Consider the following 23,043-nt stretch of genomic DNA (forward strand, 5'->3'; position numbering starts at 1 on the left):
AGTCACAGCGAGTCGAGCCAGCTCCGAGCCGCCTCGACTCGCTGCTGGTCACGGCTGCGCTCGATATCATCCACAGCCAGGCGAGCGAGGTCCCGGGCTCGGCTGTGGTCGCCCGGCTGGTCGCGCTTGGCGAGGGCGCGCGACAAGGTCAGCTGGGTCTGGCCGAGGTCGCCCGGCGGCAGCCAGCTCTTTTGGCGGACCTCGAGGGCGCGCTCGCAGCGGGTGATGGCCACGCCAAAGTCCCCCTCGGCCAGCGCGACCTCGGCCAGGCCGGTGAGCGAGTAGCCGAGGTCCGCGGCGTCTTCGCCCAAGGTGGCCTCGATCAGCGAGAGGGCCAGGGTGTAGTGCTCGCGGGCCGCGGCGAGCTTGCCCTCGCGCAGGTCGAGTTCTCCGAGGTTGTCGTGGATCAGCGCGAGGTCGGGGTGGCGCTCGCCCAGCTTGCGCGTCCAGGTGGACAGGGCGGCCTGGTAGAGGGCCCTGGCGCGGGTGCGCTCGTCGAGGCGGGCCAGGGCGTAGCCCAAGTTGAGCTGCGAGGTCGCGGTGGCGACGTGCTCGGGGCCGTAGTGCTTGCGGCGCAGGGCCAAGGAGCGCTCGAACTGCTCGGCGGCCTCGGTGAAGCGCCCGGCCGAGAGCAGGACCAGGCCGAGGTTCTCGAGCGAGGTCGTGACCCGGACGTCGTCGCTGCCGTAGCGGCGCTCGCGGGCGGTGAGCAGCTGGCGGTGGATGTCCTCGGCCTGGTCGAGCTGGCCGAGGCGCTCGAGTACGGCGGCGTAGTTGTTGAGCCGAGAGGCGTAGGCGGGGCTGTCCTCGCCATAGCACTCGCCGATGATCCGCAGGGCCTTGTCGTAGTAGGCCCGGGCCTGCTCGTAGTCGCCGCGCTCGTAGGCGTCGTGGCCGAGGCTGCCGTAGATCGCGGCGACCTGGGGGTGATCGGGGCCGTAGGCGGCGCGCCGGCGGTCGAGCACGCGCTCGTGAAAGTCGATCGCGCGCTGGTAGTCGCCGCGATCTCGGGCGACGGCGCCGAGGGCTTGGAGCACCGGGTCGACCTGGGCCGAGTCGGGGCCGTGGGCCTGCTCGAGCACGGCTACGGCCTGGCTCAGGGCGCGCTCGGCCGCGCTGAACTCGCTCGCGCGGGCGTGCACGCGACCGACTTGAAACCACCACTTGCCGCGCAGATCCATCGGGTCTCCGATGCGCTCGAGCAGCGGGTCGGCGATCTCTTGCCAGTGGCGGGCGTCGGGCGGGCGCTCGAGGGTAGCGCCGAGCAGGGCGATGAGCTCGATGGCGACCTGGGCTCGCAGCCAGTCTTCGCCCTCGCGCTCGGTGAGGGCGTAGGCGAGCTCGAGCTCACCGACGGCGGCGTCGCTCTCTCCGAGCTTCTCCTCGAGGTCGGCCAGGGCGATCAGCGCGCGGACCTGGGTGCGACGGCTGCCGAGGGCGCCGGCCTCCTCGGCGACCTCGCGCACGCGCTCGAGGCCGGCCGCGGGCTCGCCGAGCTGGGCCAAGGTCGCGGCCTCGGCCAGGCGCTGCTCGAGCTGCTCGACGCGCTCGCGCTGCTCGGGCTCGCCCAGGGGAGAGCGCAGGCGCTCGGGGTCGCGGCAGGCCGCCACGGAGGGCAGGGCCTCGGCCGCGGCGAGGGCGTGCTCGGCCATGCTCGCAAAGCGCTCGGGGTCGGCCTCGAGCAAGGTCGCGGTGTAGGTCGCGAGCTCGCGGCGGCGCTCGTCGAGGCAGGCGCGCTGGGCGAGCAGGGCGGGGGACTCTCCCTGGAGCTGGGTGGTCTCGCACAGCGCCTCGCGGGCGTCGATCCACTGGTCGGCGTAGGCGTCGAGGCGGCGCCCGAGCTCGCGGCTGGTGAAGTCGGCGTAGGGGAGCTCGCTGGCGAAGAAGCGCTTGGTGATGGCCTCGCGCGCCTCGGCGTTCCAGATCGGGTCGAGCTCGGCGGCGGCCTCACAGCGCGGGCCCGCGCTGGGGGCGTCGGGCTCGAGGCGATCGGCCACGAACACCCCGGCGGCGAAGAGCAGCGCGCCGCCGAGCAGGTTCGCAGACCAAAAGCCGATGTCGCGTCGGCGCCGACGACCGGCGTCCTGGCCGAGGGCGGTGAGCAGGGCGGTGATGTTGGGGAAGCGCTCGCCCGGGCTCGCGCTCAGGCCACGGAGCAGCACGCGGTGGACGTGTCCGGGGACGTGCCTGTTGGCGTAGGGGCCCGTGTCTGGCGGCTCGTTGATGCGGCCGTCGATCACCGCCCGCGACAGCGACTGGTAGTCGTTGCCGGGGAAGGGGCGCTCGCCGTAGAGCGCCTCCCACAGCGCGATGCAAAACGCGAATTGATCGCTGCGCGCGGTCGCGGTCTGGCCCAGGTGCTGCTCCGGGGACATGTAGGCCGGCGTCCCCATGGCCCGGCCGGTGAGCGTCAGCGAGATCTCGAGGGAGCGCTTGTCGGGATCGAGGAACTCCTCCGAGGGATCCCGGGCGTAGCCGTGGCGGGGCTCCGGCGGCGGGGGCAAGGTGGGCTCCTCGGCGCTGTCGTCCGTCAGCAGCTCCTCCCCGGCGCGGCGGACCAGACCGAAGTCCACGACCCGGGCGTGGCCGAGGTGATCGAGGAGCACGTTCTCGGGCTTGAAGTCGCGGTGGATCAGCCCTGCCTCGTGCGCGGCCGCGAGCCCGCGCCCGGCCTCGAGGAAGACCTCGATGATGTCCTCGACGGGGCGCGGGCGCTTGCCGTCGGCGGCCAACCAGGCGCGCAGGGTGTGCCCCGCGACGAACTCCATGGCCACGAAGACCCGGCCGCGGTGGGTGCCGACGTCGTGGACGCCGACGACGTTGGGGTGGCTGACGCGGGCCAGGGCCTGGGCCTCGCGTCGCAGGCGTCGACGCGTGGCCTCGGTGCTGCGATCCGTGCCGGGGTGGAGGAGCTTGAGCGCGAGCTTGCGATCGAGCTCCGGGTCGTAGGCGCTGTAGACCACGCCCATCGCCCCCGAGCCGAGCTTGTCGAGGATCACATAGCGCCCGATCTGTGTGCCGCGGGACATCGGCTCATGGGCGAGCTCGCGCGCGAGCGCTTCCGAGGGCGAGCGCGGCCGCTCCGAGGGCGACTCGGGCGAGTCGTCTCGGGTCATGGACACCAGGCCTGGCGCCGCGTTGGGTGGGTCCTCGTTCACGCCGTCTCCAGCATGCCGCAGGGGCTCTCGAGCGTACAACGAAGGTGAGCGCGGCGCTCGATCCGCCTGGATCTCGTCTGCGTGGACCTGCCCACCCGTACAGAGCGCAGATGGCCAAAAAACGGACTGCCCAAGCACACTCGAGCAGTTACAATCTCGCCGTCGGTCACTTTGATCAGTCGGAGCTCCTCGTGAACGAAAACCCGTATTCCCAGCCGCCACCCAACTTCTCGCCGAACGATCCCTACGCTTCGTCGAACAACCCCTACGCTTCGTCGAACCCCTACGGCATGGGGCCCGACGCTGGTCCTGGGTCCGATCCCGCTCCTGGTGCGCAGCAAGCCAACCCCTACGCCCCGCCGAGCCTCGGCGCCGACGCGGCACCCTGGGCCCAGCCCGAGCTCGCGGGCAGCTTGCCCCTCGCCGAGCGGGGCACTCGCCTGGGCGCGGCGCTGCTCGACGGCCTCTTGATGGTCGGCGCCATGCTCCCGGGCGTCGCGCTCGTCGCCGTCGACGAGACCGCGATGATCGTCGTGATGATGCTGGGGATCCTCGGGTTGCAGATCTACCAGTGGTACCTGATCACCAACACGGGTCAGAGTTTGGGCAAGAAGTGGATGGGCATCCGGATCACCATGCTCGACGGCTCGCCGGTGGACTTCGTGCACGGGGTGCTACTGCGCAGCTGGGTCATGGGCCTGCTGGGCCAGATCCCCTTCGCTGGTGGGATCATCGGCCTGGTCGACGTCCTGATGATCTTTGGCGACGAGCGCCGCTGTCTGCACGACCACATCGCCAGCACCAAGGTCGTGATCGCCCAGTACTGATCCGGTCTCGGCTGCGCTGAGCCATACTCCCGGGGTGTCTACCGACGCCTCGTCCTCGCCGCCCGCGTCGCCCTCTTCAGGAGGCCACGCGGGCGATCTCGTTCGGGTCGCCTGGGCCTACGTCGTCGCCCTCGCAGCGGCGGCCGCTGTGATGGCGCTGAGCGCTGGGCTCGATGGGCTGCTGTGGCGCCTGGCGGCTGCCGACCTCGCCGCGACCTTGGTGATCTTTGGCTTCAGCCTGCGCCACGACAACACGAGCCTCTACGATCCCTACTGGAGCGTGATCCCCCTGGCCCTCGCGCCCTATGTCGCGGTCGTGGGCTGGGGCGGCGGCGCCGATGGGACGCGCGCGCTCCTGGTCGTGGCCCTGGTCGGGTTTTGGGGCGTACGCCTGACGCACAACTGGGCCCGGGGCTGGACCGGCCTCGACCACGAAGACTGGCGCTACGTCGCCTTCCGCGAGCCGGGCGGGCGGGCCTACTGGCTGATCAGCTTGTTCGCCTTTCACCTCTTCCCCACGGTCCAGGTGTTCTTGGGCTGCCTCCCGGTCGTCGCGGCTTGTGCGTGGTCGGGGCGCCCGCTGGGGTGGCTCGACGGCCTGGCGACGCTGGTCACGGCGGGCGCGGTGATCCTCGAGCTCGTCGCGGACAACCAGCTGCGTGACTTCGTCCGCGAGCGCCGACGCCCGGGGCAGACGATGACACAGGGCGTGTGGTCGTGGTGCCGACACCCCAACTACCTGGGCGAGATCGGCTTTTGGTGCGGGCTCTATCTCTTTGGCCTCGCCGCCCTCGGCCCCTCGGGTTGGTGGCTGGGCGTCGGGGCGCTGGCGATGATCGCGATGTTCAACTTTGCCAGCATCCCGCTGATCGAGAAGCGCATGGCCAAGCGGCGCTCCGACTACGCCGAGGTCTGCGCGCGGATCCCCAGGCTGCTACCTTGGGGGATCCTCCGCAGGCAGGACTCGTAACGACCCAGGGTCATCACCGTACAGCCCCCAAGACCCACCGATGACTAAAAAAGAGCTCTCCGCATCTCAGTTACGCCGTTTTTCGGCCGCGGCTCGGCGCGAGCGGGTGCTCGCCTCGCCGCGCTATCTCGACAAAGAAGGGGGCGGCGTCTTCGCCAACGCGAGCGGGGCGGCGCCGGGCCTCGACCCCAACGCGAGCTCGCCGACGCTGCGTGACTTCGTGAGCAGCCGGTCGCTGCGTCGTCCGCCGGCGCCGCTGCCCGCCCACGATCCCCGCGAGCGATGGCGGCGGGCGGCCGACTCTGGCCTGCGGGCGACCTGGCTCGGCCACTCCACGGTGCTGCTCGAGATCGACGGCCAGCGGGTGCTCACGGATCCGGTCTGGGGCCAGCGCGCCTCGCCGCTGCCCTTTGCCGGGCCCAAGCGCTTTCAGCCCGTGCCCGTGGCCATCGCCGCGCTCCCGCCCCTGGACGCGGTGATCATCTCCCACGACCACTACGATCACCTCGATCGTGGCAGCGTCGTCGAGCTCGCCCGTCGCCAGCCCCATGTTCGTTTCTACACCTCCTTGGGGGTGGGGGCGCACCTCGAGGGCTGGGGCGTGGATCCTGCGCGGATCGTCGAGCTCGACTGGTGGGAGCGCGTCGAGATCCCGCGCGCCGACGGGCGCAGCCACCTCGAGCTCCACGCCGCGCCTTCGCAGCACTTCTCGGGTCGCAGCCTGCGCGACCGCAACCACACCCTGTGGTCCTCCTTCGTGATCCGCGGGCCGACGCGCTCGGTGTTCTTCAGCGGGGACACGGGCCTGACCCCGGAGTACGCCGAGATCGCCGCGCGCCTGGGCCCCTTCGACCTCGTCATGCTCGAGGTCGGGGCCTTCCACCCCTCGTGGGGCCACATCCACCTCGGCCCGGACAACGCCCTCGAGGCCCTGCGCCTGCTCGGGGATCCCTGCTTCTTGCCGGTGCACTGGGGGACATTCAGCCTGGCCCTGCACGCCTGGGACCAGCCGGCCGAGCGCCTGCTCGAGCTCGCCCCCGCCCGCGGGATCGCGCTGCTGATGCCCGAGCTCGGCGCGCCCGTGGAGCCCGCGCGCTTCGATGGGCTGACCAAGCCGTGGTGGCGGCGCCTGGGCGAGGCGGTGGAGCCCGAGCCCGAGCGCGAGCGCGAGCCGGATACCGGCGGGCGCCTCATCGTGCCAATCGACTGAAGCATCGTGGACACTGCGTGCACGGTTGGTGTGCCCGAGCGTTGGAATTGCAAAAAGGCAGGCCTCGGGGCCTGCCTTTTTATTATTCGATTGCGCCATTGTTTGGGCTGTGTTTTACCTTCTGACGAACGCATCCGTTGATGCTTGAATGGATACACCCTGGTTTTGAGAGTTTGATATGACAACGAGTGAACGTTTCATCTTCACGAGCGATGACGGCCGGCTGCACTACAATGGATTTCGTGCGTCGGCGATCGTGGGCGACCTGATGTTCCAGTGGGGCCAGGACGTCAGCACCGCTGACAAGGCCCAGAGCTTCTTCTACCACCGCGAGTTTGGAAGCCGCTGTCACGCGATGCTGGTCTGCTGCTCGCGGAGCAACGCGCGTCAGGCGGTGCCCGTGCAAAACCGCGGCGCCAGCGAGTTCGTGCTCGACCGCGGTAAGGACATCGACGGCTACTACCCCTTCTACTGGTTTGCGGTCGGAGACGCGCCAGACACGGCTCAGGACGATCCCCGCAGCGTGAGCCTCGGCGAGACCACGCTGATGTGGGGAGACGCGACCAGCACCAGCGACAAGCTCGAGCGCTTCGAGATGCCGGCGGCGCTCGGCGTTGGCGTGGACGCGGCCCTGGCCACCGTGACCAAGGCGAACGTGCGCGCGGTGCTCTCGATCTCCAGCTTCGAGGGTCCCGCGGCCAAACTCACCCTCAACCGCCACAACGACTTCTCGGGCGCCGTGGACTTCAACTACGTGGCCGTCGGCGCGAGCGAGGGCGAGCAGAGTCGCGGCGTTCAGGACTGCGGGGGCTTCAAGCTCCAGTGGGGCCAGGCCGTCAGCGACACGGACCGCGAGCAGCTGTTCATGATGCCGGAGCCCTTCCGAGACATGGACTTCGCCGTGTTCACCTCGAGGTCGCAGAGCAACACCAAGGCGATCCTCCCCCTGGCTCGGCCGATCAATTCGAATAGCTTCATCGTCGAGCGGAACTCGGCCATCGACGGGGCGCAGTCCTTCTACTGGCTGGCGATCGGTTTTTGATCGCGGCCCGCGCTGCGGCTCAGACCAGCCGCAGCGCGGGCGTGGGCTCGAGGCCGAGCAGGACGACCATCGGGGTGCCGACAATGGCGACGGCGCCGGCGATGGGGCGCCCGCTGGGACCCAGAGGGGTCTGCGCGCGCGTGCGCAGGTCCACGCGCCACAGCTGGGCGTTGTGCTGGATCACCAGCCAGGGGCCCCAGCCCGCGAGCATGCGCCCAGGCGCGCGGTGGACCACGCGGTGCTCGGCGTCGCAGACGATCCACTCGGCCGCGCCCGCGCGCGTGGGACCGAGGCGCTCGACCGCGCCGCCAGCGAGGCGGTAGGTCGGCGCCTCGAGGCCCACGACGTAGCGCAGCGCCGGCGAGGGGCCGAGGCTGAGCGGGGCGAAGGCGTCGCGGGCGTCCTCGTCGGCCTGCATGGGATCCCCGGGGAAGCCGTCCTCGCCGTCGGCGCGCACGAACAAGAGCGCCCTTGGCTCACCGCGCGCGCGCTCGGCCAGACAGAGCTCCCCGAGTTCGCGCCAGCGCAGCGGTAGCCCTGGAGTCAGCAAGCTGTCGTGCTCGTAGGTCGACGCGCATGCGCCGAGATCCGCCGCGAGCTGGACGGTGAGCGGCTCGTTGTTCTCGAAGCCGTAGAGCTTCTTGGCGTGGCCGCACGGCCAGTCGTGGCTGCTCGCGGTCCACCACGCCGGGCCGCGGGCCGTGATCACGCGCCAATCGAAGTGGCAGCGGCCGCCAGTCCAGGCCACGCGGCCGCCGGGGTCGATGGCGATCGCGCGACCCCAGCCGCCGCCGCAGGCCTGCGCTGGGTGGCCCAGTCGGTGGAGCGTCCAGCTGGGCCGAGCGTCCCCGGGCGCGCGTCGTTGATCGAGCCAGCCGCCCCCGGGCGCCGCGGCGATCGGCCACCCCGGCTGGGCGCTCCCCGCCAGGCCATCGATGTGTTCGCGCGCGCCGGTGCGGAGATCGACGCGGACGCCGGCGAGACCGTCGAGAAAGAAGGGCCGCCCGTCGCCATGGCCGAGGCCCGCGGCGAGGTGGCGCAGCGCCTCGTTCGTCTCGCAGATCGGCCTTCGCCAGCCTGGTGGCGTCCACGCGATCCAAGGCCCCGCCTCGCTCGCGGTGGTCGGCTCGAAGGTGGGCGTGGGGGCGAGCGTCGGCCAGCTGCGCGTGCAGCTGCTGGCGCGCGCGCGGGCCAGCGTCAGCGCGGCGTCGATCGCCTGCTCGAGGGGCTGGGCCGGGGACACGTCCACGAACTCGAGGGGGAGCGCGCCGAGCTGCGCACGCAGCTGCTCGCGCTCGATCCCGGCGAGCTCGCGCAGCTCGGGGTCGTCTTCGTCGTGACCCGGATCGTCGCGGGGATCCACGACCAAGATCAGCGCGTCGGCCTCGGCCAACCACGGGGCAGCGTCCTCCAGCCGGGCCCAGGTCAGCGAGCGCGCGACGACCACGAGCACCGGCGGAGGCGCGAAGGTGGGCGGGAGCAGCGGGCCATCGAGCTCGCGGCTCGCCGCCCAGCTGGGCGCGCGATCGCTGATCCACGGCGCGAAGGCGCATAGATCGTCGAGAAAGATCAGGCCGATCCGCGCGGGCATGCAGCTCAATCGTACTCGACCGCGCCGATGTCCGGCGCCCCGTCCCGCGGCGTGCCATAGACGTCGGCCGCGGGGACCTCGAGCGCGCTCGTGCCCGCGTCGATCGCCGGGCTACCCGCGACCAGCTCACCGAGCACGCCGCCCTGATCGAGGAAGTCCTGGATGTTGCCCGGGATCTCCACGTAGGGCAGGGCGTCGCCCTCGGCGATGAACATGTTGTCACCGATATAGCCTTGGTCCTGGGTCAGCGTGGTCGCCGTGGTGAAGATGTTGTTGTAGTAGTCGTGGCCCTCGGGGTTGCCCCAGACCTGGATGTAGTAGGCCGAGGCGCCGGGGCTGTCGAGGTTGTCGGGGTGCATCTCGCGGCCGAAGATGCTGGTCCAGATGTCGCCGGGGGCGAAGAGCACCGTGTTGTGGCGAAACACGAAGGTGCCGACGAAGCTGCTGCCCTGGATGAAGGCGATGCCCCCGGTCGGCCCGAAGATGTTGTTCTCCCACACGAAGTTGCCCCAGTCGCCGGTCCCCGAGTCGTTTTGGTTGATCATCACCCCCATGGACTCGAGGTGATAGAAGATGTTGGCGCGGAACACGAGGTTGTCGGCGAAGTCGGCCCACTTGACGTTGTAGTAGCCGCCCTCGTGGATGATCGTGTGAATGTGGATACCGTCGACGTGATAGTTGGGGTAGTCGGCGATGTCGTCGTCGTCGAGGCCGTCGTCGAGGTCGTGGAAGATGTTGCCCTCGACCAGCCAGTTGCGGCCGCCGTAGACCTTGAGGCCGTCGTGGGTGCTGTGGTGGATCTCGTTGTTGGCGAGCACGAAGTCCGTGGTCATCGCCTGCACGCCCATGCCGCAGTGGTGGAGGTCGTTGCCGGTCACGCTGACGTACTGGCCGTTGATCACCGAGATGCAGGAGTCGTCGGACAGCTCGGTGAGCTCGCCCTCGGCCTGAACCTCGCAATTGCGGATGTCGACGTAGCGGCTGCCGTAGACCTCGATGCGGTCGCGGATCTCGAGGCCGTCGATGCGCAGGCGCAGGTCGCTGTTGCCGACGATCTCGAAGGGGATCGCGTCGGTCGAGGCCTCGCTGCCCCAGGTCCCGAGCACGATGTTGCCCGCGGAGGGGCTGTGGCCGTCGTCGGGGCGGATCGTCACCCAGTCATCGAAGACCTCGGGGATCGCCAGACCGTTGTCGGCACCGAACTCGAGGTCGCCGTAGTCGCCGTCGCGCAGCAGCACGCCGTCGCCGCCTTGGACCTGGGTCAGGGCGTGGGCGAGGGTCGAGAAGGGCGCCTCGGCGCTGCCGGGGTTGTCGTCGCTGCCGGCGACCGCGTCGACGTAGTAGAGGTCGCCGGTGATCTCGTAGTCGGGCTCCTCCTCGCCGCCCTCACCGGTGTCGGCGCTCTCGCCCGCGTCGGCGCTCTCGCCCGCGTCGGCGCCTCCGTCGGTGGTCGAGGTGTCGCCGTCGCCCTCGCTGCTGTCCTCGCCCTCGCTGCCGCTCTCCCCCTCGCCAACATCGTCGTCGGCGCCGGACTCGGGCACGCAGCCGGCGAGCGCGGGGACGCTCGTCAAGGACAGCGCGAAGACGCGAGTACGAACACAGTCAGTGATATGCATGGGGAGTGACCTAGTCGCGATCCGAGCGTCAAAAAAGCCGGGTAGGGCCTACACGAAATGCATGAGCGCGCCCGGGGAGCTCGCCCCCCAAGGGGCTCAGTTCGGCTATGCTGGAGCGATGTCTTCTCGGCCGCGAAGCGCAGGTGGTGCACGGAGCTTGGAGGCTCGCTACTACTGCTCCAACGCGATCTTTGCCGAGGAGATCGAGCGCATCTTCATGCGTCGCTGGCTCTACGCGGGGCGGGCCGAGTCGCTGACCGAAGCGGGCAGTCGGATGGTCTTCGAGCTCGCGCCCGAGTGCCGAGGGCCCGAGCTGTCCCCGCGAGAGAGCGCGCTGATCGTTCGCGCTGAGACCGGTGAGCTGCGTGGGTTTTACAATCTGTGTCGCCATCGTGGCGCCCGCCTGTGCGCGGGGCCTGGGGTCTCGCCCTCTCGGACGCTGCGCTGCCCCTACCACGCGTGGACCTACGCCCTCGACGGGCGCTTGATCGGCGCGCCGCAGATGGACGAGGTCGCGGGCTTCGATCGCGCCGATTACCCGCTACATTCGCTGGCGACGGCGCAGTGGCAAGGCGGCGTGTTCGTCAATTTCGCGGACGCGCCGGCGCCCTTGGCCGAGGCCTTCGCCGCGCTCGCGGGCAAGCTCGAGCCCTGGCGCATGCCCTCGCTGCGGGTCGCCGCGCGCCGCGAGTACGAGATCGCCGCCAACTGGAAGCTGATCTTCGAGAACTACGTGGAGTGCTACCACTGCCCGATCATCCACCCGCGCCTCGAAGCGGTCTCGCCGGCGCGCGCAGCCGACAACGACCTCGAGCAGGGCGAGCTCCTCGGCGGGCCGATGCGCCTCGTCGGGGTCGAGACCCTCAGCGAAGACGGGCGACGCTGCGGCCCGCTGCTCGTCGACGGCCCCGCGCGCACGCAGGTCTTCTACTACACGATCTTCCCCGCGCTCTTCATCGCCCTGCACCCCGACTACGTGCTGACCTATCGCCTCGACCCCACGGCGGTCGACCGCACGCGGATCACCTGCGAGTGGCTCTTCGATCCTGGCTACGTCGACGACTCGGCCAGCGACCCCGAGCGCGCCGTGGTGTTTTGGGATCGGGTCAACCGCGAGGACAAGGCGCTGACCGAGAGCAACCAGCTGGGCGTGCGCTCGCGGGCCTACGTGCCGGGGCCCTACGCCGAGCGCGAGAGCCTCTCGGCGGCCTTCGATCGCGCCTACCTGGCGGCGCTGGGCCACGACGCCAGGTAGGTGCGGGCGCGGGCGCGAAGCAAGCGTGGATCGGCGCGGCGGGACTGCCCGCTTTGGGCTGGAGGTCGCGCCGCGCGGCTCACTTGCCGCTGAACTGCGGCGCCCGCTTCTCGTTGTAGGCGGCCAGCCCCTCGCGGGCGTCCTCGCTCTCGAACAGGCGCTGCTGGAGCTCGCGCTCGAGGGCGAGGCCGTCGGCCAGGGCGATCTCGGCCCCCGTCTGGCAGGCGCGCTTGATCAGCCCCACCGCCCGCGAGGCCGCCTTGGGCGGGACGAACTGCCCGGCCCACTCGCGCACCTTGGCGTGGAAGTCCTCGTGGGAGTCGGCCTCCCACAGGTGGTCGAGGACGCCGAGCTCGAGGGCGCGCTCGAGCGGGAAGACCTCGCCGGCGGCCATCAGCTCGATCGCCCGGCTCTTGCCCACGACCCGGACCAGGCGCTGCGTTCCGCCGGTGCCCGGGAGCACGCCGAGCTTGACCTCGGGCAGCCCGCACTTGCCGACGCCCTTGCGCGCGACGCGAAGATCACAGGCCAGCGCGACCTCGAGGCCACCGCCGACGCAGTGACCGTCGATGGCGGCGATCACCAGCTTGGGCGTGTTCTCGAGGCGCAGCAGCGTCTCGTTGGCGTGCAGGCAGAAGTTGTACTTGAAGTAGGGATCCGCGCCCTGGAGCATCGCGATGTCGGCGCCAGCGCAGAAGAACTTCTCGCCGGCGCCGCGGATCACGATCACGTGCACGCTGGGGTCGAAGCGCGCATCGAGGATCGCGGCGTCCAGCTCGCTCATCATCTCGCGCGAGTAGCAATTGGCCGGGGCGTTGTTGAGGGTGAAGGTGGCGATGCCGTCTGCGGTCGCGGTCTCGACGAGGGACATGGGCGGAGCATACACTCGCCGCTGCGCCGCGCCGTCATGACGAACCCCAGCGATCCAAGCTCCGCGACCCCCGCGACCCCCGCCGCGCCCCACGTCCACCACCTCGACATCGGCTTTGGCGACTGCGACCCCGCGGGGATCGTCTACTTCCCGCGCTACTTCGACTTCTTCCACCAGGCCATGGAGAGCTGGTTTCCCGCGGCGCTGGGCATGGGCTACGCCGAGTTCGTGCGCGGACGCAAGCTCGGCTTCCCGGCGGTGCACAGCGAGGCCGACTTCGTGGCGCCGAGCCGCTTTGGAGATCGGGTGGCGATCCACCTGCGAGTCGCGAAGCTCGGGCGCAGCTCGATCACTTTGGATTACGAGGTCCGCGGCCCGGTGGAGGGCGAGCTGCGCGTGAAGGGGCGGACGGTGTGCGTGGTGATGGACCTCGACGAGCGCTCGCCGGGGCACGAGCGTGCGGTGCCGGTGCCAGAGGATCTGCGCGGGCGGATCGAGGCGTTCGGGGTCGGCTGAGGGCGCGATTGCCCTGCTGGGCAAATAGATGGTGGGGAAATATGTTGGGCTCGGCCACGGCGTTTCGGGCGCCGGGGGGGGCGTTTCAAAGCGCATCCTGGAGACACACTGTGCATATGTAAATGGTGGTCTTCGCCTCGAGTTGGAAACTCTAAATGGTTGATTGTCGATGTCGTTAGCAGGCGTGTTCTGATACTGTGCTATACTCGTCGAGCTGCCCGCGATGGTGCGTGCGGCGTGGTAAACGGCGGCTGTTCAGGCAGCCGAATCGGAAAGGTAAGACATGGAAACTCCTCGCTACCGCATCTATCCATCCATCGGAGTCGCACGCCTTGGCAACGGGAGGGCAGACAAAGTCGACGCGATCTTCAGCCCCGAGATTCCCTGGGCAAACCTGTTTGATCCGGGAGCTCAATATCTCAACGAAGAGGGAGCGATCCGCAAGCAGGCCCAGCGCTTCTATATCTACGAATGCGATGAGCGAGGGTTCCCGAAGAGCAAGCTCAACGCCGAAACTTACAAGATCGAGTGGACGGTCGAGGTAGCGAACAAGAAACCATTTTGGTATGACTTCAACAACTGCCTCGATCTGTCCGCCACGCTCGAGAACCATAACAACTTGAGCGCGAGCTTCTTCGAGCGGAAGCTCGCCCCGGGGATTGGCGCTTCCTATCGCAACCCCAACATCCTCAGCGCCGCGCAGACCAGTGACAACTACAACTACCGGCGTGAACTGGTAAATAACCCTGATGCGGTGAGCGTGTCCGAGGACGCCCCGCAGAGCCCCATCGAGGGCTGCTTCCCCAAGCCACAGAGCAAAGAAGTCTCGCAGATAGCTCGGGCCATGGACCTCGAGCCCAAGAACGTCAAATTGGGCACGGTTGAGTACGACGAGGGGAGCCTCATCTTCTATGCGGGTGACGGGGTGTCTGCAGCCCTCAACCCCTCCGACCTGAACACTGATTTCGCCGACAACTCCAACTGGTACGACGACATCTGTGATGGCCGGGTGACGGCGACGATCCGGCACCGGGGGACCGGAGAGGTTGTCGCCGAGCTGAATTGCGCCCAGACGGCCGCGTGGGTAACGAGCGCCCCCCCGGACTACGCCCCCCAGATCCAGCCGCTGGCGACGATGTACGACCTCATCTGCGGCGCGGGGAAGACCGTATACGAGACCGACTTCAGCCTCGTGTTTCCGATCTTTCTGCGCCTATATCGAATGCAGTGGGTCAACCTCGGCGACTTCCTCGCTCCATCCTTCCGCGAGGTGATCGACGAGCTGATCGCCAGTGGGGAGTTCAGCAAGCTCTACGACCCCAGTCCGGGGGCCCGCGGCGTCCGTGAGGCCGTGTTCAGCTTGTTCCGCAACCCGAGCTATCCCAACGACAACGAGCCGATCATCCCCAGCAAGGAGAAGACCAGCATCGGCAACCCCGGGACTGGCACCCAAGAGCTCAAGTTGCCCTACTACCCTGGTGATGGCGTCAACTACCCTGGCAGTCCCGCGCAGTGGTTTGCGATTCCGCCGCTGCTCTATCGTCAGCTCGAGGCCTGGCGTGATGGTGACTTTCCGCCCCTCGCGGGAAAATATTCAGACATCGACGCGCTGGCGAGGCACTACCAGCAGCAGTTCGCGGCGGCGGCCGAGGACCCGGGCAAGGCCGCGCTGCTGATGACCCGCGCGGTGCTCGAGACGCTCTACGGTGGCGGATTTCACCCTGGGGTCGAGCTGACCTGGCCCATGCGCCACGAGCAGATGTACGCCGTCAATCAGCAAGTCGTCGACGACGTGGCGCCCGGGAGTTCGCTCATGGGACTACGTGAGATCCGAGTTAACGCCGCCAGCGAGGAGGAGCAAGCGCAGATCTACTACAACGACTTCGGCCTGCAGATCACCTCGCAAAACGTCACGGACTCGCTGAAGCCGGGGAGCGCTTGTGCCTGGCTATGGAAGTCCACGCCCGGGGATCTGACCAAGTGGATGGGCATCCCCTGGCAGTCCGATGCCGGTAGCTGCCAGGCCGTGTTCACCGACAGCGAGTACCCCGTGCCCGCATGGTGGGCCGCGAACCTCCCCGTCGACGTCCTCACCGAGGAGAGCTTGGTGAAGATCCAGGACGTGTCGGTCCTCGATTCGACCAGGCGCAACATCTACGCAAGCCGTCTCCCCTGGCTGAAGACTACGGACACTGGTTTTGTTGGCTATCACGCAGAGGGGGGCTACCTCAATGGGCTCATCAATATGGTCTATCAGTGGAGGGACATCGGTATGATCGCGGGTCGTCCGTCCGGCGTCGAAGTCGACGGCATCCCCAAGCTCGTGTACGTGTCTTCTGGCAGTGAGAACCGCAAGGACCGCCTCGCGGTGTTCCTCGGAGCCGCCTACCCCAACGAACCTGCGCCACCCGACTCGCCCACAGTGTTCTACCAAAACTCCCGGGATACAATCTGGATCCCCAAAGATAGGAAAATTTGGTTGAGTTCGAGGCCCGACGGGACAGGTGACACCCGCGTCGACGACGTCGTGAGGATCTGGGCCAGGGGCGGGCAGGTCTTCGAGCATGACTACAGTCACGGGTGCAGCGGTCAAGTCGTGCCGCTCGCGCCTCGAGACATCACCGACGCCTTCGCGGAGGTCGCGGGCAACTACGTCACCTTGAAGATCGAGTACAGCGACAAGTGTGGCGGGTCGATCGGGGCCTCCGAAATCTACCTGTGCTTTCAGTAGTGGCGCACGAGCACCATGCTGGCGAACGAGCGCCGGTCGTCATCGTGGGAGCAGGGATCGCGGGCTTGTGCCTGGCCTTGCGCCTGCGGGCGGCCGGTGTTCCGCATTTGGTGCTCGCTCGCCAGGAGCGGGTCAGGGCGTGCTCGCTGGCCGAGACCCTTCCTCCGACCACGCTCGCGCTGTTGGAGCGCGAGGGGCTGCTCGAGCTGTTTTTTGCCCACGGGCGCAAGACCTTTGGGTACTGCGCCCAGTGGGGAACTGGGCCGCTGCGTCGGGTCGACTTCTTTGGTCAGGGCCGCTACGGCCATGGGCTCAAGGTCGACAAGGCGGGGCTGATTCACCAGCTCACCGAGATCGTTGGGGATCGAGTCGTCACTTTGAATCAGATTGTGGGTATAGAGCCTCGGCGAGGCCGCGTGCGAATCAGCTGGGCGCAACGAGGGCGCGAGATGAGTGCCGACGCGGCCCTGCTGGTCGACGCCACGGGGCGCAGGCGCGCGGTTCTGCGCAGGTTGAACGTCCCGAGCTTGGTTCAGGATCATCAAGTTGCGAGCTCCTGCCACGTCGAGGGCGTACGGATCCCCGAACTGTGCCATGGCGTGGTCACGGAGAGCTTCGCGGGGGGCTGGGGCATTGCCTCCGCCCTGGATGAGACGACCAATGTCCTGACTCTCTTCGCCGAGCGGGGCAGCCCCGTGGCGCTGGCGATGCGGGACTTAGGGCGCTGGTCCGAGCTGCTCGCGGATACGCGGTTGCTGGGACGTCTCCTCGCCCCTGCTCGGGCGCCTACCCAGGGCGCCGTGGGAGCGTTGGCGAATTCCTCACGCGCGAGCCAGCTGTGCGGGCCGGGCTGGTTGGCGGTGGGAGACGCCGCGATCGCCTTCGATCCGCTCTCTTCGCACGGCATCAGCAACGCGGTGTTCTCGGCCAGTGTCGCGGCTTCGGCCATCGAGGTCTGGTACACGACGGGCGATACCACCTTGGTCGCTCGATATGCGGGGAGGATGGAGACGATCTTCGCGCAGTACCTCGCACAGCGACGCCAATATCACAGGTCTGCTAGTTCATAGCCGAGTCGAGTCGTTTGGCGCGAGGGGCGTGATGTTGACCTGGGTCGATGGGTGATGGAGAACATGTTGATATCGATTAGGCGCCTCGCGCGCCGGGGCTGGCGACGCAAAAAAATCGCCATCGAAAAAGCGTGAAAGGATCTAACACCGAGACGCAAACGGGCATATGTATTCGAGAGCGGGCTACGGAACGATGCAAATCATACAGTTGGAAACACTGGAGAGTACCATCCAAAGTGGGTCCTGGCATGGCGAAGGAGGCGCTTCGCCTGGTGATATACCCGAGCGGGGCTCAATCGTCGGTCGATACATCGTTTTGTCGAAGATAGGGGCTGGCGCCATGGGAGTGGTGCTCTCGGGATACGATCCCGAACTGGAACGAAAGGTCGCCCTCAAATTCATCAAGTCCCAGGCGGGGGGGCAGGAAGCAGCCCGTACCCGGCTACAGCGTGAGGCGCAGGCGCTCGCCAAGCTCGATCATCCAAATGTCGTGACGGTCTACGATGTTGGTGTCCACCGAGGTCGACTCTTTGTTGGCATGGAGTTTGTCGAGGGCAACACCCTCAAGGCATGGATGCGATCGACGGAGCAGCAGCGGACCTGGAAAGATGTTCTAAAGGTGTTCTCGGAGGCGGGGCGGGGCTTGGCGGCGGCCCACGCCGCGGGCATGGTTCACCGCGACTTCAAGCCCGAGAATGTCATGTTGGGTGACGACGGGCGCGTTCGAGTCATGGACTTTGGTCTGGTGAAGGCGGCCGGGCAAGAGGGCGAGGAGGGCCTCAGCTTCCAGGCGATCTCGGACACGCTGGAGGCCGGAGAGAAGTGTCTGTCGAGGAATTCTCTGACCCGGACGGGGACGCTGCTCGGGACCCCCGCCTATATGTCTCCCGAACAGATCGCGGGGGGAAGCGCGGACGCGAGGAGCGATCAGTTCAGCTTCTGTGTGGCCTTGTACGAGGCCCTCTACGGCGAGAGGCCGTTCTCGGGCGAGAACCTCGGGGAACTGGGAAAAGCGATCTTGAGCCGCGACGTCGCGCCGGCATCGAGGTGGTCGGATGTTCCCTGCCATGTCCGCAAGGCGCTCTTGCGTGGACTCGAGCCCCACCCAGACGCTCGCTGGGCGACGATGACGGAGCTCCTGGTCGCGCTCTCGGATTCTCCGCGGCGCTCGTGGCGGAGCTGGCTCGCTCCAATTGCCGCGGCTGCTGCCATTTCCGGTAGTGTATGGGGATTTACCCATGCGGGGGATCTCCACGAAGTTTGTAGCGATGGCGAGGAGATGCTCGCGGGGATATGGGACGAGGGCGCACAGCGCGATCTTCGAGCGCGCACCCTGGCCTCCAATTTGCCTTACGCCGAGCAGACCTGGCGTATCGTCGCCGATGGCTTCGACGACTGGAGCGAGAGCTGGCGCGCCGCCCGACTTCAGGCCTGTCAGGCGACTCGCCTGCGTGGCGAGCAGACCGCCGACGTTCTCGAGCTGCGCCTCGCCTGCCTCGACCGCCAGCTGGTCCGCTTCGAGACCTCCCTCGGGGGGCTTCGAAAAGTAGATCTCGAGCCGGGGGTGCTGCTCGATCGCCTGGTCGAGCAGCGGGAATGGCTGCCCAGCCCCGAGCGCTGCGACGCCCTGAGCATCCTCGAGGGAGGGGGGGGCGATAGCTCCGGTGAGCTGGCTGCCGATGATGCCCGCGGAGCGCTGCTCGAGCGGATCGCGGGTGTGGAGGGCCTGCTCGATGCGGCGAGCTACGGTGAGGCGATCGAGCAAGCCGAGAGGGTGGTCAGCGACGCCCGGCTCGTTGACGACGAGGCGCTAGAGGCGGAGGCCCTGCGCATTTTGGGCACGACCTTGCACGCTCGCGGTCGCAGCCCCGAGCGCGCGAAAGCGACGCTGCGTGAGGCTGCGTTGCTGGCGAGGCGCTCGAGGGCCGAGCGCGTGTTCGTGGAGGCGGCGACGGTGCTCGTTGGCGAGTATGCGCTCTCGGATGTCGAGCTCGCCAAGCTGTGGTCCGAGCTCGCTCGGATCGCCCTCGAAGAGCTGGGGGGCGACCTCGAGTTGGAGGTTGGCCTGGGGCTAGCGATCGGCGACCTGGCGATGGTCGAGGGCAACTACGAGCTGGCCCTCGTTCACCATCGCCGGGTCCTCGGGCTCGTCGACGAGAAAACCCCCAGCCACCTCCGGGCGCTGCGCAAGGTCAGCGACGACCTGCGCGAGATCGGGCGCTTCGAGGAGGCCCGAGAGCTGCTCGAGCAGGGCCGCGAACAAGCGATCGAGGTCTGGGGCCCCAAGCACCCCGACGTCGCCCGTACCCTCGTGGCCTTGGCCAATGTCCTCGCCGAGCAGAGTCGGTTTGGCGAGGCCCTCGAGTTCGCCCAGCGCTCCTTGGCGATCAGCGAGGAGATTCATGGACCGAGCTCGCTCGAGGTCGCGCGCACTCTCAACAGTATTGCGATCATCCACGACGAGGCGGGTCGCTACGGCGCGGCGGTGCGTACCCTCGAGCGCGCGAGGGCGATCATGGTGAGGCATCGAGGCGAGGCGCACCCGGACGTGGCCGTCGTCGAGGTCAACATCGGCTCGGCCAAACAAAACCTCGCGCGCTACGACGAGGCTATCGAGCACTACGAGCTCGCGCGTGAGATCCTGTCCGAGAGCTTGGGTGGCGAGCACGTGAGCGTGGGCGTGTGTCTTCAGAACATCGGCGCGAGCCAGGTCGAGCGCGGCATCTGGGGCGATTCGCGAGGCGATTTGGAGACTGGCCTCGCTAGCCTCGACCAGGCCGAGCCGCTGTTCGCTGCCGTGTATGGGCTCGAGCACCCGGCGATGGCCGCTCTCGACCACAACCGGGCCGTCGCCCTCGGCGGGCTGCGGCGCTACGACGAAGCCCTGGCCGCCGAGCTACGCTCGCTCGCCATCAAGGAGCACATCCATGGCGACGACCACGTCGAGCTCGTCGGGTCGCTGGCCTCGCTCAGCGCCATCGAACTCGCCCGTGGGGAGGAGGGACGCGCGCTCGCGTTAGCCAGCAGGGGAATCTCGCTGTGCACCGAGGGCTGCAGCCCTAGCGAGTTCGGCAAGATCAAGCTCGCCTTTGCCGCCGCGCGCTTTGGCCTCGCGGGAGCGGACATGTCGGAGAGGAGCGCCGCACGGAAATATGCCCGTGAGGCAATGAGGCAGCTGGAGGACGCCGAGGGAGCCGCGTTGGCGCGTCACAACATCGCGCGGTGGTTGAAGGCCAGCGCACACTAGGCCGCCCTCATGAGGTGATGTGCCGATCTGTTTTGGCATAGCTGAATCAATTGAAGAGCAGGGAGGGATTTGTGCATTCATCCCAGGGAAGTTGGCGAGTATGGTGGTGCTTTCGTATTTTGAAGATCGAAACGCCTGTCATGTTCTCGAGTGGAAACAGGATTTTCTCTGTACACTCAGGCAGCGAGCGCATAATTCGCAGTCGGCGAGGGGGGATTTTTGGGAAGCTTTTGGAGCGGTGCTAGGGTGTCATGAACGACGCCGCCCCTGGCGTCGAGTGCAAGAGGGAGACAATGGCTGGAAATGACTGGATGTCGGGGCTGTCCGACGCGTCATGCATCACTCAGATTGCGATCCCGGGGACACACGACAGCGGCGCGTACCAGCCTCCCTGGACGATCCCTCGGCCGATGACCTACGCCCAGCACGTGGACATTCCCACGCAGCTGGGATACGGGGTTCGGGTCTTCGATCTTCGGCTTGGAACAATCTACAACCCCTTAGCGGGCGGACTCAACGGATACGCTCTATATCATGGGCCTTTCCAGCTGCCGAATAGCAACGTCGAGAACCTGATGGACGACATGATTCAGTTCTTGACCAACAACCCGACCGAGTTTCTGATCTTCATGCTCAAGTTCGAGGTCTGGCACGGTATGGATTGGAGCAACCATTTCAACGCGGCCCTCAATGCGAAGCTCGGGGCCAGGCTGTGGACGCACCCGCTGCCGCGGGGCCTGTATCACTGGCCCGCGGTGGACGAACTCCGGGGAAAGGTGTTGGTCCTCAGCCGCACCAACATCCCGCACGCGAGCTACTACAACGTGACGGGGTGGAACGGGAATTCCGATCAGATCAACGTCAATTCAATCGGGGGGAGCCTGACGGCCGAAGTCCAGGATCGCTTCAGTGGAGTCAATGCGCACCAGAAGATGGTCGCAATCAAAGCGGCCCTGAGGCGGGCGCGGACTGACAAATTCAAGTTCAACAGGAAGCGGCTCTATCTGAACTTCACTAGCTATGTGGTTCAAGGTCAGCAGCCGCGAGTGCACGGGGACGCCATGAACACTCAGCTCCGGCAGATCCCTCAAGGCTATCATCTGCCCATGGTCGGGCTCGTCTGCATCGACTCCGCGGACGCGAACACGACTCGCTTCATTTATCGGCAGAACGAGCGCTGTCAACATCTCTGAGCAGGTCTCGGGCCTCGCAAGCGAGCGCGCCTGGAGAGGGGTCGTCCGCGCCCGTCGGGCGTCCCGCTCAGCCCCGCCCCGGCGCCTCGTGGTGGCTGGCGGCCACGTACTCGGTGTAGTTGCCGGGATACTCGAGCGGTCCGGCCTCGCCGAGCTCGAGCACCCGCGTGGCCACGCGGCTGAGGAAGTGGCGGTCGTGGGACACGAAGAGCATCGTGCCCTGGTAGTTTGCCAGGGCCTCGATCAGCACCTGCTTGGTGTCGAGGTCGAGGTGGTTGGTGGGCTCGTCGAGGACCAGCAGGTTCGGCGGCACGTAGAGCAGCTTGGCCAGGACGACCCGGGCCTTCTCGCCGCCGGACAGCACGCGGCACTTCTTGTCGACGTCGTCGCCGGAGAAGCCGAAGGCGCCGAGCAGGTTGCGCAGCGAGCCCTGGCTGGCCTGGGGGAAGGTCTGCTGGAGGAGCTCGAGCACGGTCAGGTCGGCCTCGAGCAGATCCATGGCGTGCTGGGCGAAGTAGCCCATGGTCACGCTGGCGCCGATGTTCACGGTCCCCGCGTCGGCCTCGGTCGCGCCGGCGACGAGCTTGAGCAGCGTCGACTTGCCGGCGCCGTTGATGCCCATGACGCACCAGCGCTCGAGCCGGCGGACCATGAAGCTGAAGTCCTCGTAGATGACCTTGTCGGCGTAGCGCTTGCCGACGCCCTCGAGCTTGATGACGTCGTTGCCGGAGCGCGGCGGGCTCGGGAACTCGAACTCGATGCGCTTGCGCTTGCGCGGCGGCTCGAACTCGTCGATCTTGTCGAGCTTCTTGACCCGCGACTGGACCTGGGCGGCGTGGCTGGCCCGGGCGGCGAAGCGCTCGATGAAGGCGCGCTCCTTGGCGAGCATGGCCTGCTGGCGGGCGTACTGGGCCTCGTATTGCGCCGCCGCCAGGTCGCGCTGCTGCTCGTAGAAGGCGTAGTTTCCGGAGTAGGTGGTGAGCTCGCCGCCGTCGATCTCGACGACCTTGGAGACGAGGCGGTCGAGGAGCTCGCGGTCGTGGCAGGTCATGACCAGGGCGCCCGGGTAGCCGCGCAGGAACTCCTCGAGCCAGATGATCGACTCGATGTCGAGGTGGTTGGTGGGCTCGTCGAGCAGCAGCACGTCTGGCTTCATCAGCAAGATCCGCGCGAGCGCGACCCGCATCTTCCAGCCGCCGGAGAGCTTGCCGACGTCGCCGGCGACGACCTCGGCCGCGAAGCCGAGGCCGGCGAGGATCTCCTGGGCGCGGGGCTCGAGCTCGTAGCCGCCGAGGGTGTCGAAGCGCGGCTGGACCTCGCCGTAGCGGGCGAGCAGCTGCTCGAGCTCGTCGCCGCGCGCGGGGTCGGCCATGGCCTGCTCGAGCTCGGCGAGCTCGGCGGCCAGGGCCGAGACCTCGCCGGCGCCGGCGATGGTCTCGGCCAGCACGCTGCGCCCGGCCATCTCGCCGACGTCCTGGTCGAAGTAGCCGACGCTGACGCCTCGGTCGATGGTGATCGTGCCCTCGTCGGGCTGCTCCTGGCGCATGATCAGCCGGAAGATCGTCGACTTGCCGGCGCCGTTGGGCCCGACCAGGCCGATCTTCTCGCCCTTGAAGACCTGCATCGAGGCGTCGAGGAAGAGGATCTGGGCGCTGTGGCGCTTGCTGATGTTCTCGAGCTTGATCATGGGCGCCGGGACCTTACAAGTCAGCGGGCGCGGGCGCGAGTTCAGCTGGTGATCCACTA

General features: G+C 67.7%; 15 protein-coding genes. 10 read left to right on the plus strand and 5 right to left on the minus strand.

Going from position 1 to position 23,043, the window contains the following annotated elements; translation table 11 throughout:
* Positions 1 to 2: 2 nt before the first annotated feature.
* The gene (locus G6O69_RS18565; RefSeq protein ID WP_172304839.1) at positions 3 to 3,158 is read right to left on the minus strand and encodes a tetratricopeptide repeat protein; all 3,156 of its coding nucleotides are present in this window, start codon (positions 3,156 to 3,158) and stop codon (positions 3 to 5) included.
* Between the two features lie 191 nt (positions 3,159 to 3,349).
* Between G6O69_RS18565 and G6O69_RS18570 the strand changes: the two genes are divergently transcribed.
* The 4 genes from G6O69_RS18570 to G6O69_RS18585 all read left to right on the plus strand — a co-directional run bounded on the left by G6O69_RS18570 (position 3,350) and on the right by G6O69_RS18585 (position 7,207).
* Positions 3,350 to 3,985 (plus strand): RDD family protein, encoded by a 636-nt coding sequence (locus G6O69_RS18570; protein ID WP_172304840.1) that lies wholly within the window; start codon positions 3,350 to 3,352, stop codon positions 3,983 to 3,985.
* Positions 3,986 to 4,019: 34 nt separating this feature from the next.
* The gene (locus tag G6O69_RS18575; protein WP_346017061.1) at positions 4,020 to 4,955 is read left to right on the plus strand and encodes a DUF1295 domain-containing protein; all 936 of its coding nucleotides are present in this window, start codon (positions 4,020 to 4,022) and stop codon (positions 4,953 to 4,955) included.
* Positions 4,956 to 5,061: 106 nt separating this feature from the next.
* Positions 5,062 to 6,165, plus strand: a complete 1,104-nt coding sequence (locus tag G6O69_RS18580; RefSeq protein WP_346017062.1) for an MBL fold metallo-hydrolase — start codon at positions 5,062 to 5,064, stop codon at positions 6,163 to 6,165.
* A gap of 178 nt (positions 6,166 to 6,343) precedes the next feature.
* Positions 6,344 to 7,207 (plus strand): hypothetical protein, encoded by an 864-nt coding sequence (locus tag G6O69_RS18585; protein WP_172304842.1) that lies wholly within the window; start codon positions 6,344 to 6,346, stop codon positions 7,205 to 7,207.
* 19 nt (positions 7,208 to 7,226) lie between these two features.
* Here G6O69_RS18585 and G6O69_RS18590 read toward each other — a convergent pair whose 3' ends face one another.
* Both G6O69_RS18590 and G6O69_RS18595 read right to left on the minus strand, forming a co-directional pair.
* Positions 7,227 to 8,798, minus strand: a complete 1,572-nt coding sequence (locus G6O69_RS18590) for a hypothetical protein (protein ID WP_172304843.1) — start codon at positions 8,796 to 8,798, stop codon at positions 7,227 to 7,229.
* A 5-nt stretch (positions 8,799 to 8,803) separates the two neighbouring features.
* A complete protein-coding gene (locus tag G6O69_RS18595; RefSeq protein ID WP_172304844.1) occupies positions 8,804 to 10,414 on the minus strand; it encodes a right-handed parallel beta-helix repeat-containing protein in 1,611 nt (536 codons plus the stop codon).
* A 118-nt stretch (positions 10,415 to 10,532) separates the two neighbouring features.
* Between G6O69_RS18595 and G6O69_RS18600 the strand changes: the two genes are divergently transcribed.
* Positions 10,533 to 11,669, plus strand: coding sequence for an aromatic ring-hydroxylating dioxygenase subunit alpha (locus G6O69_RS18600; RefSeq protein WP_172304845.1), 1,137 nt, complete (start codon positions 10,533 to 10,535; stop codon positions 11,667 to 11,669).
* 79 nt (positions 11,670 to 11,748) lie between these two features.
* Here G6O69_RS18600 and G6O69_RS18605 read toward each other — a convergent pair whose 3' ends face one another.
* Positions 11,749 to 12,540, minus strand: a complete 792-nt coding sequence (locus tag G6O69_RS18605; RefSeq protein ID WP_172304846.1) for an enoyl-CoA hydratase/isomerase family protein — start codon at positions 12,538 to 12,540, stop codon at positions 11,749 to 11,751.
* Between the two features lie 36 nt (positions 12,541 to 12,576).
* On the opposite strand from G6O69_RS18605, the gene G6O69_RS18610 reads away from it, so the two are divergent.
* From G6O69_RS18610 to G6O69_RS18630, 5 genes are all read left to right on the plus strand, one after another.
* The gene (locus G6O69_RS18610) at positions 12,577 to 13,056 is read left to right on the plus strand and encodes an acyl-CoA thioesterase (protein ID WP_172304847.1); all 480 of its coding nucleotides are present in this window, start codon (positions 12,577 to 12,579) and stop codon (positions 13,054 to 13,056) included.
* Positions 13,057 to 13,339: 283 nt separating this feature from the next.
* Positions 13,340 to 15,787 (plus strand): LodA/GoxA family CTQ-dependent oxidase, encoded by a 2,448-nt coding sequence (locus G6O69_RS18615; protein WP_172304848.1) that lies wholly within the window; start codon positions 13,340 to 13,342, stop codon positions 15,785 to 15,787.
* The gene (locus G6O69_RS18620; RefSeq protein ID WP_172304849.1) at positions 15,787 to 16,857 is read left to right on the plus strand and encodes an FAD-dependent monooxygenase; all 1,071 of its coding nucleotides are present in this window, start codon (positions 15,787 to 15,789) and stop codon (positions 16,855 to 16,857) included. The genes G6O69_RS18615 and G6O69_RS18620 overlap by 1 nt, the downstream gene beginning before the upstream one ends.
* Before the next feature lie 193 nt (positions 16,858 to 17,050).
* Complete coding sequence (locus G6O69_RS18625) at positions 17,051 to 20,104, plus strand: serine/threonine-protein kinase (RefSeq protein ID WP_255215813.1); 3,054 nt, start codon at positions 17,051 to 17,053, stop codon at positions 20,102 to 20,104.
* 251 nt (positions 20,105 to 20,355) lie between these two features.
* Complete coding sequence (locus G6O69_RS18630; protein ID WP_172304851.1) at positions 20,356 to 21,297, plus strand: phosphatidylinositol-specific phospholipase C domain-containing protein; 942 nt, start codon at positions 20,356 to 20,358, stop codon at positions 21,295 to 21,297.
* Between the two features lie 67 nt (positions 21,298 to 21,364).
* On the opposite strand, the gene G6O69_RS18635 is transcribed toward G6O69_RS18630, so the two are convergent.
* Positions 21,365 to 22,984 (minus strand): ABC-F family ATP-binding cassette domain-containing protein, encoded by a 1,620-nt coding sequence (locus tag G6O69_RS18635; RefSeq protein ID WP_172304852.1) that lies wholly within the window; start codon positions 22,982 to 22,984, stop codon positions 21,365 to 21,367.
* Positions 22,985 to 23,043: the final 59 nt, after the last annotated feature.

This window comes from Pseudenhygromyxa sp. WMMC2535, from assembly GCF_011083025.2.